Genomic DNA, 16,398 nt, shown 5'->3' on the forward strand with positions numbered 1-16,398 from the left:
TCTTCCGGGGCGTTATCGATGCCGTCAAACGCCATCGCTGAACCTGTACCCCATACGTCGTGACAAACGCGAGTCAGCGCTGCCGTCAGAGTGGTCTTACCGTGGTCAACGTGACCAATGGTGCCCACGTTGACGTGGGGCTTGCTACGTTCAAAAGTCGCCTTGGACATGGTGTCTTTCCTCTTTGTTTAGCCCTAACGGATCAAGACTTCTTAACAATTTCTTCGACGATGTTCATCGGTGCTTCCGCATAACCTTTGAATTCCATGACGTAGGACGCACGGCCCTGAGACATAGAACGCAGGTCGGTCGCGTAACCGAACATTTCAGACAACGGCACGTCGGCATTGATGACTTTGCCCGACGGGCTGTCTTCCATACCGCTAACGGTACCGCGGCGACGGTTCAAGTCGCCCATGACGTCACCCATATAATCTTCGGGGGTCACGACCTCGACTTTCATCATCGGTTCCAGCAGTGCCGGATTCGCCTTGTCCTTCAACTGTTTGACCGCCATAGAAGCAGCCACTTTAAACGCCATCTCGTTCGAGTCCACCTCGTGGTAGGAACCATCGTACAGCGTTGCCTTCATACCCAGCAGCGGATAGCCGGCGAGAATACCGTTCTTCATCTGCTCCTGAATACCTTTCTCTACCGCCGGAATGTATTCCTTCGGTACAGAACCACCAACGATCTCGTTGACGAATTCCAGCTTCTCAGCGTCACCGTCTTCAGCCGGCTCGAAGCGGATCATGACGTGACCGTACTGACCGCGACCACCAGACTGCTTGGCGAATTTAGAGTCGATTTCGCAAGCCTGACGAACACGCTCACGGTATGCCACCTGAGGTGCACCCACATTGGCTTCAACTTTAAATTCACGCTTCATACGGTCGACGATGATGTCGAGGTGCAATTCACCCTGGCCACCGATAATGGTCTGACCGGTTTCTTCGTCGGTACGAACGGTGAAAGACGGATCTTCCTGAGCCAGTTTGCCCAGAGCGATACCCATCTTCTCCTGGTCGGCTTTAGACTTCGGCTCAACCGCTACGTGAATAACGGGATCCGGGAAGTCCATGCGCTCCAGCGTAATCGGATGACTCGGATCACACAGGGTGTCACCGGTGGTGACGTCCTTCATGCCGATCAGCGCCGCGATATCGCCGGCCAGTACTTCTTTGATTTCTTCACGGCTGTTGGAGTGCATCTGCACCATACGACCAACACGCTCGCGCTTGCTCTTGACCGAGTTCATCACCTGGTCGCCGCTCTTCAATACACCGCCATAAACGCGGATGAAGGTCAGCGTACCAACGAAGGGGTCAGTGGCAATTTTGAAAGCCAGCGCCGAGAACGGAGCGTCATCGTCAACCTTAACGGCTTCGACGGTTTCGCCATCGTCCAGCACACCTTCAATACGCTTCACCTGAGTCGGTGACGGCATATATTCGATGACACTGTCGAGAACAGCCTGTACGCCCTTGTTCTTAAAGGCAGAGCCACAGTGAGTCAGAACGATCTCGCCAGCCATGGTACGTTCACGCAGACCGGTTTTGATGTCGTCTTCTGACAACGTCTCGGACTCCATGTACTTTTCCATGAGGTCATCGTTGGCTTCAGCAGCAGCTTCAACCATCTGGATACGGAACTCTTCGGCTTTCTCTTGGAGCTCGGCAGGAATGTCGCCGTACTCGAAGGTCATGCCCATGTCTTCTTCGTTCCAGATGATGGCCTTCATCTTGATCAGGTCGACCACACCGGTGAAGTTGTCTTCTGCGCCGATCGGAATCTGGATCGGTACCGGGTTCGCGCCCAGACGTTCTTTCATCTGCGCGACAACGCGGTAGAAGTCAGCACCAGCACGGTCCATCTTGTTGACGAATACCATGCGCGGTACTTCATAACGGTTGGCCTGACGCCAAACGGTTTCAGTCTGCGGTTGCACACCAGAAGAGGCACACAGCACAACAACAGCACCGTCGAGCACACGCAGGGAACGCTCTACTTCAATGGTGAAGTCAACGTGTCCGGGAGTGTCGATGATGTTGACGCGGTGCTCGTCGAACTGCTGAGACATGCCGCTCCAGAAACAGGTGGTAGCAGCAGAAGTAATGGTGATACCACGCTCCTGCTCCTGCTCCATCCAGTCCATGGTGGCAGCACCGTCGTGTACTTCACCGATCTTGTGAGACAGACCGGTGTAGAAAAGGATTCGCTCTGTAGTCGTCGTTTTACCGGCGTCTACGTGGGCTACGATACCGATGTTGCGGTAGCGAGCCAAAGGCGTTTTACGAGCCACGATTCAATCTCCTTAGATTGAAGAATTTAGCACAGGCTTAGAAACGGTAATGAGAGAAGGCACGGTTGGCTTCGGCCATGCGGTGCACGTCTTCACGCTTCTTGATCGCCGCGCCCTTGCCTTCGGAAGCATCGAGCAGTTCGCCGGCCAGTCGCTGGCGCATGGATTTTTCACCACGCTTGCGAGAGGCGTCGACCAACCAGCGCATAGCCAGCGCTTCACGACGAGACGGACGGACTTCAACGGGGACCTGGTAGGTAGCACCACCAACACGGCGGGACTTCACTTCTACCATCGGCGCGATGGACTCCAGAGCCTGCTCAAACAATGAGATCGGGTCCTGGTCGGATTTTTTCTCTTTCACGATGTCCAGCGCACCATAAACGATGCGTTCAGCGACGGATTTTTTACCGTCGTACATGACGTGGTTCATGAACTTGGCCAGCTGTGTGTTTCCGAATTTCGGATCTGGCAATACTTCGCGCTTTGCAGCGACGCGTCTTCTTGGCATTGGATAAGCCCTATCTATAGAGGTCTTCAGGTGAACCCGGAATGAGCAGCTCCGACAACGCGGATCGGCAGCACCCGGCCTTACTCTTACCTTAAGACAATAATGTTAAACAACTCAGCCCTTAGGCTTCTTGGTGCCGTACTTGGAACGGCCTTGCTTACGGTTGGCAACACCAGAGGTGTCGAGTGAACCGCGCACTGTGTGGTAACGCACACCCGGCAGATCTTTAACACGGCCGCCGCGAATCAAAACAACGGAGTGTTCCTGCAGGTTGTGGCCTTCACCACCGATGTAGGAAGACACCTCAAAACCGTTGGTCAGACGCACACGACAGACTTTACGCAGCGCTGAGTTCGGCTTCTTCGGTGTGGTGGTGTATACGCGAGCGCACACACCGCGACGCTGTGGGCAGCCTTCCAGAGCCCGAACGTCGCTGGCGACCGCTTTCCGCTTACGCGGTTTGCGGACGAGCTGGTTAATTGTAGCCATCTAAGCCTCTCTAAAAGTTCACTTCTCATTACACGACAGCACCCGACTGGCGGACCAGTCGGGTTCTGTTGGGAGCGCGAATTCTATGTATCGCGCAATTCTTAGTCAACCGGTTAACGCTTGACGCTCAACGGGAGGCGCTGAACGCTGCTCAGCGACTCTCGTCTCCCGTACGGCGTTAAGCGTTACTTGTTCAACGCCTGACTCAGTGCTGCTTCGATATCTTCAGCACTCTTCGACGGACGTTCACCAGTACGCTCAAGACGCTTGGCCTTGCGATCGGCGTGGTACGCCAGACCGGTACCGGCCGGTATCAGTCGACCAACCACAACGTTTTCTTTCAGGCCGCGCAGGTAATCGCGCTTGCCAGTGACCGCACCTTCGGTCAGTACTCGAGTGGTTTCCTGGAAGGAAGCCGCCGAGATGAAAGATTCCGTTGCCAGCGATGCCTTGGTGATACCCAGCAAGATGCGCTCATAACGAGCACCCTGCTTATTATCAGCCTCGACTTCTTCGTTGGCAGACAACAGCTGGTTGAATTCGACTTGATCACCCTTGATGAAGTCGGTGTCACCGTTATCCAGAATCGTCGCTTTGCGCAGCATCTGACGCACAATCACTTCGATATGCTTGTCGTTGATGGTTACGCCCTGCAGACGGTAAACCTCCTGGATTTCGTTAACGATGTAACGCGCCAGCGGCTCAACACCACGCACACGCAAGATGTCGTGCGGGTTCATCGGGCCGTCGGAGATGACTTCACCTTTCTCGACCTGCTCACCTTCGAAGACGTTCAACTGACGCCATTTCGGAATCAGCTCTTCGTATCCATCGGAGCCATCGGTCGGGGTGATCATCAGACGCTTCTTGCCCTTGGTTTCTTTACCGAAACCAACGGTGCCGGAGATTTCCGCCAGAATGGCCGGTTCTTTCGGCTTACGCGCTTCGAACAAGTCAGCAACACGCGGCAGACCACCGGTGATGTCTCGGTTACCGGAAGATTCCTGCGGAATCCGCGCGATAACGTCACCGATCGCCACTTCCTCACCATCGCCCAGGCTCAAGAAAGCGCCGTCAGGCAGCAGGTACTGAACCGGCTGGTTGGTGTTACCGATCATGATGTCGTTGCCGTCTTTATCGAGCAGCTTGATCATCGGGCGGATTTCCTTACCGGCCGAGTTACGCTGGCCCTGAGGAATCACTTCGATGGTACCGACACCGGTCAGCTCATCGATCTTACGGTTAGTGGTAATACCTTCATCCATACCGATGAAAGCGACCTTACCGTTGGATTCGGTGATGATCGGGTGAGTGTGCGGATCCCACTTGGCGACAATCTGACCGGACTCGACGTTAGCACCATCCTTAACGCTGATAATGGCACCGTAAGGCAGCTTGTAACGCTCACGCTCACGACCGTGTTCGTCGGACACCGCCAGCACACCGGAACGGCTAACCGCAATCAAATCACCGTCTTCACGGGTTACGGTTTTCAGGTTGTGCAGAGTGACCGTACCACCGTGTTTGATCTGAACCGAGTCGATCGCGGTTGAGCTGGATGCGGCACCACCAATGTGGAAGGTACGCATGGTCAGCTGAGTACCGGGCTCACCGATGGACTGAGCGGCAATAATACCGACCGCTTCACCGATGTTAACGCGGTGACCACGAGCCAAGTCACGACCGTAGCACTGGGCACACAGACCGTGGCGAGTTTCACAGGTGATACCGGAACGGATCTTAACCTGGTCCACACCCCACTCATCGAACTTATCAACCCAGGCTTCATCCAGCATGGTACCAGCCGGAATCAGGGTTTCCTGGGTGCTCGGATCGATAACGTCGGTTGCGACAACACGACCCAGAACCTGTTCACCCAAACCCAGAACGACGTCGCCGCCTTCAATGATCGGTTCAACGATCAGACCGTCTTCAGTACCGCAATCTTCTTCGGTGATCACCACGTCCTGAGAGACGTCTACCAGACGACGCGTCAGGTAACCGGAGTTCGCCGTTTTCAAAGCGGTGTCGGCCAGACCCTTACGAGCACCGTGGGTAGAGATAAAGTACTCACCCACCGACAGACCTTCACGGAAGTTCGCCTTAATCGGGTTTTCAATAATGGAGCCATCCGGCTTCGCCATCAGACCGCGCATACCGGCCAGCTGACGAATCTGTGCCGGGCTACCCCGGGCACCGGAGTCGGCCATGATGAAGACCGAGTTGAAGGAGTCTTGCTCAACTTCATTACCGTCTTTATCGGTAACCAGCTCTTTGGAGATGCCTTCCATCATGGCGCGGGCAATCTGATCGTTCGCACGTGACCAGATGTCCACCACCTTGTTGTATTTCTCGCCCTGGGTGACCAGACCGGCGGCAAACTGCTCTTCGATTTCCTGCACATCGGCTTCGGCTTTGCCCAGAATGTCGAGCTTGGCCTTGGGAATAACGAAGTCGTTCACACCGATGGACGAACCAGACTTGGTCGCATAGGCAAAGCCCATGTACATGATCTGGTCAGCGAACACCACGGTCTCTTTCAGACCGACGCGACGGTATGCCGCATCCAGCAAACCACTGATGGCTTTCTTCTTCATCGCCTGGTTGAACAGCTCGAACGGCAGGCCGTCCGGCGCGATGGCGAACAAAATGGCACGACCCACGGTGGTGTCGACCAGAGAAGTGGTTTCCTCACGCTCACCGGCGTCAGTGAAAGCCACTTCCTTAACACGCACACGCACCTTGGCTTGCAGTGCGACTTCGCCAGCGCCGTAAGCGCGATGCACTTCTTCGATGTTCGCCAGAACCATGCCTTCGCCTTTGGCGCCGACACGCTCACGCGTCATGTAGTACAGGCCCAGGACCACGTCCTGAGACGGTACGATGATCGGCTCGCCACTGGCCGGAGACAGGACGTTGTTGGTCGACATCATCAACGCACGAGCTTCGAGCTGAGCTTCCAGAGTCAGCGGTACGTGAACCGCCATCTGGTCACCGTCAAAGTCGGCGTTATAGGCAGCACACACCAGCGGGTGCAGCTGAATGGCTTTACCTTCAATCAGTACCGGCTCAAACGCCTGGATGCCCAGACGGTGCAAGGTCGGTGCGCGGTTCAGCATGACCGGGTGTTCGCGAATCACTTCGTCCAGGATGTCCCAGACGACGGCTTCTTCGCGCTCAACCATCTTCTTGGCGGCCTTGATGGTGGTCGCCAGACCACGCAGTTCCAGCTTGGAGAAGATGAACGGCTTGAACAGTTCCAACGCCATTTTCTTCGGCAGACCGCACTGATGCAGGCGCAAGGTCGGGCCCACCACGATGACCGAACGGCCAGAGTAGTCAACGCGCTTACCGAGCAGGTTCTGACGGAAACGACCCTGCTTACCTTTAATAAAGTCAGCCAGCGATTTCAGCGGACGACGGTTAGAGCCAGTGATGGCCCGACCGCGACGGCCGTTATCGAGCAGCGCATCTACAGACTCTTGCAGCATGCGCTTTTCGTTGCGCACGATGATGTCCGGTGCAGCCAGCTCGAGCAGGCGCTTCAAACGGTTGTTCCGGTTGATCACGCGGCGATACAGATCGTTCAGGTCGGACGTCGCGAAACGACCACCGTCCAGCGGTACCAACGGACGCAGATCCGGCGGCAGAACCGGCAGGACAGTCATCACCATCCAGATCGGGTTGTTGCCGGACTTATGGAACGCTTCCAGCAGCTTGAGGCGCTTGGACAGCTTCTTGATCTTGGTTTCGGAATTGGTCGCCGGAATCTCTTCACGCAACTGATTCACTTCGGCTTCCAGGTCGATGCTGCCCAGCAAACGCTGAACCGCTTCGGCACCCATACGGGCGTCGAAGTCATCGCCGAATTCCTCGATCGCTTCGTAGTACTCTTCGTCGGTCAGCAACTGACCTTTTTCCAGACTGGTCAAGCCCGGATCGATCACGACAAAGCTCTCGTAGTAGAGGATGCGCTCGATATCACGCAGCGTCATATCCAGCATCAGACCGATGCGGGACGGCAATGATTTCAGGAACCAGATGTGCGCAACCGGCGCTGCCAGTTCGATATGGCCCATGCGCTCACGACGCACCTTGGCCTGAGTCACCTCAACGCCGCACTTCTCACAGATCACACCGCGGTGCTTGAGACGCTTGTACTTACCGCACAGGCACTCGTAGTCCTTCATTGGACCAAAGATGCGCGAGCAGAACAGACCATCACGTTCGGGCTTGAACGTCCGGTAGTTGATGGTTTCCGGCTTCTTAACCTCGCCAAAAGACCAGGACCGGATCATCTCCGGTGAGGCCAGGCCAATGCGGATGGAATCAAACTCTTCCGCCTGGCCCTGTGATTTCAACAGATTCAGCAAATCTTTCATCATTCAGCTCCGAAAGGAGTGGCTTCAGGTGACCTCAGCCACCCAATCTTCAAAGAGTCGCCCCGGCCCGAAGGCCGGGGCGGCTATCACTCTTCGTTTTCCAGTTCCATGTCGATACCCAGCGAACGGATCTCTTTGACCAGTACGTTGAAGGACTCCGGCATACCGGGCTCCATACGGTGGTCACCGTCGACGATGTTTTTATACATCTTCGTACGGCCGTTCACGTCGTCCGACTTAACGGTCAACATTTCCTGCAGGGTGTAAGCGGCGCCGTAAGCTTCCAGCGCCCAGACTTCCATCTCACCGAAACGCTGACCACCGAACTGCGCCTTACCACCCAGCGGCTGCTGGGTAACCAGGCTGTACGACCCGGTAGAACGGGCGTGCATCTTGTCTTCGACCAGGTGGTTCAGCTTCAGCATGTACATGTAGCCGACCGTGGTCTTGTTCTCGAAGGCTTCGCCGGTACGACCATCCCACAGTTGGATTTGGCCGCTGTCGTCGTAACCCGCCAGACGCAACAGTTCTTTGACTTCAGCTTCTTTGGCACCGTCGAATACCGGCGTTGCGAAAGGAACACCGCCACGCAGGTTTTTGGCCAGGTCCATGATTTCGTCATCACTGAAGTCGTCCAGGGTTTCCTTACGGATACCACGGCCAGACTGGTTGTAGATTTCATCGAGGAAGCCACGAACGTCAGCAACCGATTTCTGGTCACGGATCATTTCGTTGATGCGATCGCCCAAACCTTTGGCGGCCGCACCCAAGTGCGTCTCGAGAATCTGACCGACGTTCATCCGCGACGGTACGCCGAGCGGGTTGAGCACGATATCGACCGGCTCACCGTTTTCGTCGTAAGGCATGTCCTCAATCGGCTTAATCACCGAGATCACACCTTTGTTACCGTGACGACCGGCCATTTTGTCACCCGGCTGGATCTTACGCTTGATGGCCACGTAGCACTTGACCACCTTGAGTACGCCCGGTTGCAGGTCGTCGCCGCTTTGCAGCTTGCCTTTCTTGTCTTCGAAGCGCGCTTCCTGGTCCGCCTTACGCTCAGCCAGCTGAGCTTCGGCTTTCTCCAGCATGTCAGCCAGAGCTTCGTCTTGCATGCGCAGCTTGAACCAGTCTTCACGAGGCAGCTCGGCGAGGAAGTCCTCAGCCAGCTTGTCGCCTTTCTTCAGACCAGCGCCGCCAGCAACAGCCTGACCCACCAGAGCGGCCTGCAGACGTTCGAAGATGGCGTCTTCGACGATGCGGTACTCGGCTTTCAGATCCTTGCGGTATTCTTCCAGCGCGATGCGCTCGATTTCTTTAGAACGCTCGTCACGCTCGATACCGTCACGGGTGAACACCTGAACGTCAATCACGGTCCCCGTGGTGCCGCCTTTAACGCGCAATGAGGTGTCTTTCACGTCGGACGCTTTCTCACCAAAGATGGCGCGCAGCAGCTTCTCTTCTGGCGTCAGCTGAGTCTCGCTCTTCGGCGTGACCTTACCGACCAGAATGTCGCCCGGACCCACTTCAGCACCGATGTATACGATGCCGGACTCGTCAAGCTTGTTCAGAGCCGCTTCACCGACGTTGGGGATGTCGGCGGTAATCTCTTCGGCACCCAGCTTGGTGTCACGAGCAATACAGGTCAGTTCCTGGATGTGAATCGAGGTGAACCGGTCTTCCTGAACCACTTTTTCAGAGATCAGGATGGAGTCCTCAAAGTTGTAACCATTCCAGGGCATGAAGGCGATGCGCATGTTCTGACCCAGCGCCAGCTCACCCATATCGACCGACGGACCGTCAGCCAGTACATCACCGCGCGCAATGGTTTCGCCCTGATGGACGATGGAGCGCTGGTTGATGCTGGTGTTCTGGTTAGAGCGGGTGTACTTGGTCAGGTTATAGATGTCGACGCCGGCATCGCTGGCTTCGATTTCATCCGGGTTCACCTTGACCACGATGCGCGACGCATCGACGTACTCAACGTAACCACCACGCTTGGCAACCACACAGACACCGGAGTCGATCGCGACGTTGCGCTCAATACCAGTACCGACCAAGGGCTTGTCCGCACGCAGAGTCGGCACGGCCTGACGCTGCATGTTGGAACCCATCAAGGCGCGGTTGGCATCATCATGCTCCAGGAACGGAACCAGAGCCGCCGCCACAGACACGACCTGACGCGGTGATACGTCCATCATGTTGACGTTGGCACGCGGCGCCATGGTGAATTCGTTCTGATGACGCACCTGCACGAATTCGCCTTCGATGTTGCCATTGTCGTCCAGTGGCACGTTGGCCTGAGCGATCACGTGCTTGGCTTCGTCGATGGCCGACAGGTACACAATCTCGTCCGTCACTTTGCCGTCTTCAACTTTACGGTACGGCGTTTCCAGGAAGCCGTAGCTGTTGGTGCGAGCGTAAGTGGACAGCGAGTTGATCAGACCAATGTTCGGGCCTTCTGGCGTCTCAATGGGGCAGACACGACCGTAATGCGTCGGGTGAACGTCACGCACTTCGAAGCCGGCGCGCTCACGGGTCAGACCACCTGGGCCCAACGCAGAGACACGACGCTTGTTAGTGACGCCCGACAGCGGGTTGTTCTGATCCATAAACTGAGACAGCTGGCTGGAACCAAAGAATTCTTTGATCGCAGCGGCAACCGGCTTGGCATTAACCAGGTCCTGCGGCATCAAGCCTTCGGATTCGGCCATGGACAGACGCTCACGGACAGCGCGTTCAACACGCACCAGACCAACGCGGAACTGGTTCTCGGCCATTTCACCGACCGAACGCACACGGCGGTTACCCAGGTGGTCGATGTCATCGACGTTGCCCTGACCGTTACGAATGTCGATCAGTGTTTTCAGTACGCAGACGATGTCTTCGTTGCTCAGCGTGCCTTCACCGATCTCATCATCGATGCCCAGACGACGGTTGAACTTCATGCGGCCAACACCCGACAGATCGTAGCGCTCACTGGAGAAGAACAGGTTCTGGAACAGAGTCTCAGCAGACTCTTTCGTCGGCGGCTCGCCCGGACGCATCATGCGATAGATTTCGACCAGCGCTTCCAGCGGTGTGCTGGTCGGGTCGTTACGCAGCGTGTCAGAAATATAAGGACCGCAATCCAGGTCGTTGGTGTAGAGCAGATCCAATTGCTTGATCTTCAGCTCACGCACCTTGGCCAGCACTTCCAACGTGACTTCATCATTACCGGCAGCAAAAATTTCACCGCTGGTCGGATCAACGAGGTCGGTTGCCAGTGCCTTGCCCAGCAGGTATTCGTCCGGCACCTGAACGGTTTTAACACCGGATTTTTCCAACTGACGAATATGGCGTGCAGTAATACGGCGGCCTTCTTCAAGGATGACTGTGCCGTCTTTGTCTTTGATCTCAAACTGTGCGGTTTCACCGCGCAGATGATCGGCTACGATCTTCAGTTCGAACTGATCTTTAACCAGTTTGAATTCAGAACGATCGAAGAAACGGTCGAGAATTTCCTGGTTGGTGTAACCCAGGGCGCGCAGCAGAATGGTCGCCGGCAATTTACGACGACGGTCAATACGCACATAGACCTGATCTTTCGGATCGAACTCGAAGTCGAGCCAGGAACCACGGTAAGGAATCACCCGGGCGCTGTAGAGCAGCTTGCCAGAGGAGTGAGTTTTACCCTTGTCGTGATCGAAGAACACACCCGGTGAACGGTGCAGCTGGGAAACAACAACACGTTCGGTACCGTTGATGATAAAGGTACCGTTGTCAGTCATCAGGGGCATTTCGCCCATGTAGACTTCCTGCTCCTTGATGTCCTTGATCGCCTTGCTCGGTGATTCCTTATCATAAATGATCAGACGCACCTTAACGCGCAACGGCGCTGCGTAGGTCACGCCACGAAGTTGGCATTCCTTGACGTCAAAGACCGGGACGCCCAGCTTGTAGCTGACGTATTCCAGAGCGGCATTGCCAGAGTAGCTGACAATTGGAAAGACGGATTTGAAGGCTGCGTGCAGGCCAGTGTCCTGTCGCTCGCCCGCCTCAGATTCGGCTTGTAGAAAGTTGCGATAAGAATCCAGCTGAATCGCCAGCAGGTATGGAATATCCATAACCGGCTGCAATTTACTGAAATCCTTACGAATGCGCTTTTTCTCGGTGTAAGAGTATGCCATCAGCAATCCCCAGCTTGTTCACCAACGGTGGGTCTGAGCGGTCACACCCGCATTACGGGTGCTTGTCGGTACAGCGGTGACTGCCAGACGGCAACAGTCACCCCGAATGTCGTCGCTTCCTGCGCTCTCTGGGTTAACAGAGATCCGGTTTTCCTAACGGTCTGGACGCGCCAGGCCGTTTACGAAACAGTCGCGTCAATATCACTTTTGTTCCAAAGACGCGAAAAGGCCGGCGGCCCATGGCCGCCAGCCCTAACAGCTGAGAGTCTCAACTGCCAATACGGTAAGTCAAGCTTACTTGACTTCGACAGTCGCGCCAGCTTCTTCCAGCTTGGCTTTGATGTCGTCCGCTTCGTCTTTGCTAGCGCCTTCTTTGATCGGAGCCGGAGCGCCGTCAACCAGACCCTTAGCTTCTTTCAGACCCAGACCAGTGATTTCACGAACCACTTTAATGACGTTTACTTTCTTCTCACCAGCAGAAGCCAGGATAACGTCGAATTCAGTCTGTTCAGCACCACCAGCGTCGCCGCCAGCAGCCGGGCCTGCAGCAACGGCAACAGCCGCTTGAGCAGAAACGCCAAACTTCTCTTCCATTGCTTCAACCAAAGCAACAACATCCATCACAGACATTTCTGAGATGGCATTCAAGATATCTTCATTGGACAGTGCCATGATCCTAATCTCCAAAATCTAAAAACAGTATAAAGAGTTCAAGCTGCCTGTCTTAGGCGGCTTTCTTCTTGTCGGCAACAGCCGCCACAACACGGGTAACAGAGGACGGAACTTCGTTGAGCGTGCGAACCAGTTTGGTAACCGGTGCCAACGTAACGTTGGCCAGCAAGCCCAGCGCTTCTTCGCGCGTCGGCAGTTTTGCCAGACGATCGATTTGATCCGCACCCATCAGTTCACCACCAACGGACAGCGCTTTAACTTCGAAAGCATCGATTTCTTTAGCGAAATCTTTGAACAGTCGAGCCGCAGCACCCGGGTCTTCCATTGAGAAGGCCAGCAGAGAAGGACCAGTCAGAACGGGGTTAACCGCACTGTAATCAGTACCTTCAAACGCACGCTTGGCCAAAGAGTTTTTAACCACACGCACGAAAATTTTCTGCTCACGGGCCTGCTTACGCAGGTTGTCCATGTCTGCCACAGTGACGCCGCGGGCATCCGCAATCACCAGAGACAGCGCTTTGGCGGCAACTTCATTTACCTCGGTGACAATGGCTTTCTTGTCTGCGAGATTCAGTGCCACTTTCTTTCTCCTGGATATGAGCTCTTCTGAGCCCGTTACCATCGAAGGCCCTAAGGCCTTGGTTTGCGATCCCTAAAGGAATCAACGGTGGTAGGATCCAGCCCAATAAAACCGAATCGGGGTCCACCGTCTGCGTAGGAAATTAAGGCTGCGGCACTTCAACGGCTCATAAAGCCTCAGCACCGCAACCACCTACGGTCTTTGACAATTCCCGCCTCACCGAAGTGCGACGGGAACCCCAAAGTTCTTGCACCGAACCAGCCTGACGACCGGTTCGTCTTATTTAGATGCTCAAAGAGCCCTGATCGATCACGATGCCCGGACCCATGGTCGAAGACAGCGCGATTTTCTTCAGATAAACGCCTTTAGCGGTCGACGGCTTCAGCTTCTTCAGATCAGCGATCAGTGCTTCCGCGTTCTCTTTAATGGCTTGCGGCTCGAAAGCCACCTTGCCGATAGACGCGTGAATGATGCCGTTCTTGTCAGTTCGGAAACGTGCCTGACCGGATTTGGCGTTTTTGACCGCAGTCGCAACGTCCGGAGTCACAGTACCGACTTTCGGGTTCGGCATCAGGCCGCGAGGACCCAGCACCTGACCCAGCTGACCAACAACACGCATCGCGTCCGGAGAGGCGATCACCACGCCGAAATCCAGATCGCCGCCTTTGATTTGCTCAGCCAGATCTTCCATACCAACCGCGTCAGCACCGGCTTCTTTAGCCGCTTCAACGCCAGCACCCTGAGTGAAGACCGCTACGCGAACTTCTTTACCGGTACCATTTGGCAGGACAGTAGAACCACGAACGTTCTGGTCAGATTTACGCGCATCAATACCCAGATTGACGGCGATATCGACAGATTCGGAGAACTTAACCGTAGACAGCTCTTTCAGCAGGGCAACGGCTTCTTCAATGCTGTAAGCATGAGTCGCATCGACTTTTTCACGCTGCAGCTTGATACGCTTGCTCAACTTAGCCATTACTCAACTCCCTCAACATTCAGACCCATGCTACGAGCGCTGCCAGCAATGGTGCGAACAGCAGCGTCCATGTCGGCCGCAGTCAGATCGGGATCTTTGGCCTTGGCGATGTCTTCGAGCTGAGCACGAGTGACCTTGCCAACTTTTTCAGTATTCGGACGACCAGAACCGCTCTTAATACCAGCAGCCTTCTTCAGCAGAATGGCAGCAGGCGGGGTTTTGGTGATGAACGTGAAGCTGCGGTCACTGTAGACAGTGATGACCACAGGAATCGGCAGACCCGGCTCCATGCTCTGCGTTTCAGCGTTAAACGCCTTACAGAATTCCATGATGTTAACGCCATGCTGACCCAGCGCCGGACCGACCGGTGGGCTTGGGTTGGCTTGACCTGCCTTCACTTGCAGCTTGATATAAGCTTGGACTTTCTTGGCCATAATAACCTCTCTTGTGGGTGCAAACGCCGTCAGGCTCCCCGGTGGTTACAGACGACAAAGCCCCGAGACTTCAATAGCCCCGAGGCATCTGCCTTCCGCTGTGAATCAGCTCTTTTCGACCTGGGTAAATTCCAGCTCGACCGGCGTGGCACGACCAAAGATCGATACCGACACTTGCAAGCGATTCTTTTCGTAATTCACTTTTTCGACAGTGCCGTTGAAATCAGCAAACGGACCATCGGTAACCCGGACCACTTCGCCCGGCTCGTAAATGGTTTTCTGAGTGGGCTTTTCAACCCCATCCTGGACGCGCTGCAAAATGCCATCGGCTTCACGCTGCGTCAGTGGCGCTGGCTTCTCGGCCGTCCCACCGATAAAACCCATCACCCGCGGCGTTTCTTTCACCAGGTGCCAGGTTTCTTCGTCCATTTCCATCTCGACCAGAACATAGCCAGGATAGAATTTGCGCTCACTCTTGCGCTTCTTGCCATCGCGCATTTCCACGACGGACTCAGTCGGCACCAGGATGTCGCCAAAGCGATCCTGCATGCCATGCAATTCAACTTGTTCCTGCAGGGAGCTGGCGACGCGCTTTTCAAAACCGGAATAGGCGTGCACCACGTACCAACGCTTGCTCACTTGGATCTCCTTAACCGATGACCGCAGATACCGCCCAACCCAGCAGGGAGTCGATACCCCAGAGGATCAGCGCTACCAAAAGGACCACACCGATCACAACCAGAGTGGTTTGCACCGTTTCCTGACGCGTTGGCCAGACCACTTTGCGCACTTCGGTCCAGGCTTCTTTACGCAGACGATTAACATGACGGCCACGCGCCGTAGTCAGAGCAATACCGACTGCAACCAGCGAACCCGCGACAACACCAATCACCCGCAACAGCAGCGACTCATCGCCAAAATAGAAGTTGCCGCCAATCACGGCCACAACCAGAGCGGCAACCAGAACCCACTTAATGGCATCCAGAGCTGTATTCTGCGACTCAACTTGAGCGTTCATGCGACAAGCAACCTTAAATCCGGGCGTACCCACAACGGATACCGAAACAAGTAAATGGCAGGCCAGGAGGGACTCGAACCCCCAACCCCCGGTTTTGGAGACCGGTGCTCTACCAATTGAACTACTGGCCTGTAAATCAACCGGGCGGCGGATTCTATGTCAATCGCCGTCCGGATTCAAGAACTCATAAGAGGGAGACGCTTAACGGGAGGCGAAAGACGCTAATTAGCGTTATGCATCTCCCGTCAAGCGTCCGGCAGGGGGCGGCTAGCCGCCCCTCAGATCATTCAATGATCTTGGCTACAACGCCGGCGCCAACGGTACGGCCACCTTCGCGGATGGCGAAGCGCAGACCTTCGTCCATGGCGATCGGAGCGATCAAAGTCACGTCCATCTTGACGTTATCGCCTGGCATAACCATCTCTACGCCTTCCGGCAGTTCACACGCACCGGTTACGTCCGTAGTACGGAAGTAGAACTGCGGGCGATAGCCTTTGAAGAACGGCGTGTGACGGCCACCTTCGTCTTTAGACAGAACGTAGACTTCGGCTTCGAACTTGGTGTGCGGGGTGATAGAACCCGGAACCGCCAAAACCTGACCACGTTCAACTTCGTCACGCTTGGTGCCACGCAGCAGCGCGCCGATGTTCTCACCCGCACGACCTTCGTCGAGCAGCTTACGGAACATTTCAACACCGGTAACGGTTGTCTTGGTGGTGTCTTTGATACCGACGATTTCAACTTCTTCGCCAGACTTAACGATGCCGCGCTCAACACGACCAGTCACAACCGTACCGCGACCAGAGATGGAGAAAACGTCTTCGATCGGCATCAGGAACGGCTGATCGATCGCACGCTCCGG

At 55.4% G+C, this 16,398-nt stretch carries 13 protein-coding genes and 1 tRNA gene; all 14 read right to left on the reverse strand.

Annotated features, from left to right (window positions below; all coding sequences use genetic code 11):
* Positions 1-170 (reverse strand): GTP-binding protein (locus BGP77_RS03725; RefSeq protein WP_233252288.1); only part of this gene is annotated, 170 nt, incomplete at its 3' end.
* Positions 171-202: 32 nt separating this feature from the next.
* Complete coding sequence (fusA, locus tag BGP77_RS03730; RefSeq protein WP_108163399.1) at positions 203-2,302, reverse strand: elongation factor G; 2,100 nt, start codon at positions 2,300-2,302, stop codon at positions 203-205.
* A 37-nt stretch (positions 2,303-2,339) separates the two neighbouring features.
* Positions 2,340-2,813 carry a 30S ribosomal protein S7 gene (gene rpsG / locus BGP77_RS03735; protein ID WP_108127764.1) on the reverse strand — a complete coding sequence of 158 codons (474 nt, stop codon included), beginning with the start codon at positions 2,811-2,813 and terminating at the stop codon, positions 2,340-2,342.
* Between the two features lie 114 nt (positions 2,814-2,927).
* A complete protein-coding gene (gene rpsL, locus BGP77_RS03740; protein WP_108127762.1) occupies positions 2,928-3,302 on the reverse strand; it encodes a 30S ribosomal protein S12 in 375 nt (124 codons plus the stop codon).
* A gap of 185 nt (positions 3,303-3,487) precedes the next feature.
* A complete protein-coding gene (rpoC, locus tag BGP77_RS03745) occupies positions 3,488-7,684 on the reverse strand; it encodes a DNA-directed RNA polymerase subunit beta' (protein WP_108163400.1) in 4,197 nt (1,398 codons plus the stop codon).
* 86 nt (positions 7,685-7,770) lie between these two features.
* Positions 7,771-11,853, reverse strand: a complete 4,083-nt coding sequence (rpoB, locus tag BGP77_RS03750) for a DNA-directed RNA polymerase subunit beta (protein ID WP_108163401.1) — start codon at positions 11,851-11,853, stop codon at positions 7,771-7,773.
* Between the two features lie 294 nt (positions 11,854-12,147).
* Positions 12,148-12,525: a 50S ribosomal protein L7/L12 gene (rplL, locus tag BGP77_RS03755; RefSeq protein WP_108163402.1), complete on the reverse strand. Its 378-nt coding sequence runs from the start codon at positions 12,523-12,525 to the stop codon at positions 12,148-12,150.
* A 52-nt stretch (positions 12,526-12,577) separates the two neighbouring features.
* Entirely contained in the window at positions 12,578-13,105 is a 528-nt protein-coding gene (gene rplJ / locus BGP77_RS03760; RefSeq protein ID WP_108163403.1) for a 50S ribosomal protein L10, read from the reverse strand.
* A gap of 283 nt (positions 13,106-13,388) precedes the next feature.
* Complete coding sequence (gene rplA / locus BGP77_RS03765; RefSeq protein ID WP_108163404.1) at positions 13,389-14,084, reverse strand: 50S ribosomal protein L1; 696 nt, start codon at positions 14,082-14,084, stop codon at positions 13,389-13,391.
* Positions 14,084-14,518, reverse strand: coding sequence for a 50S ribosomal protein L11 (gene rplK, locus BGP77_RS03770; RefSeq protein ID WP_108163405.1), 435 nt, complete (start codon positions 14,516-14,518; stop codon positions 14,084-14,086). The genes rplA and rplK overlap by 1 nt, the downstream gene beginning before the upstream one ends.
* 105 nt (positions 14,519-14,623) lie before the next feature.
* On the reverse strand, positions 14,624-15,157 hold the full coding sequence (gene nusG, locus BGP77_RS03775) for a transcription termination/antitermination protein NusG (protein WP_108163406.1): 534 nt from the start codon (positions 15,155-15,157) through the stop codon (positions 14,624-14,626).
* Positions 15,158-15,167: 10 nt separating this feature from the next.
* Positions 15,168-15,536, reverse strand: a complete 369-nt coding sequence (gene secE, locus BGP77_RS03780) for a preprotein translocase subunit SecE (protein ID WP_108163407.1) — start codon at positions 15,534-15,536, stop codon at positions 15,168-15,170.
* A gap of 55 nt (positions 15,537-15,591) precedes the next feature.
* Positions 15,592-15,667, reverse strand: a tRNA-Trp gene (locus BGP77_RS03785).
* Positions 15,668-15,819: 152 nt separating this feature from the next.
* Positions 15,820-16,398, reverse strand: a 579-nt coding sequence (locus BGP77_RS03790) for an EF-Tu/IF-2/RF-3 family GTPase (RefSeq protein ID WP_108163408.1), incomplete at its 5' end; no start/stop codon positions are given.

It is taken from the genome of Saccharospirillum sp. MSK14-1, assembly GCF_003054965.1.
Lineage (GTDB): Bacteria > Pseudomonadota > Gammaproteobacteria > Pseudomonadales > Natronospirillaceae > Saccharospirillum.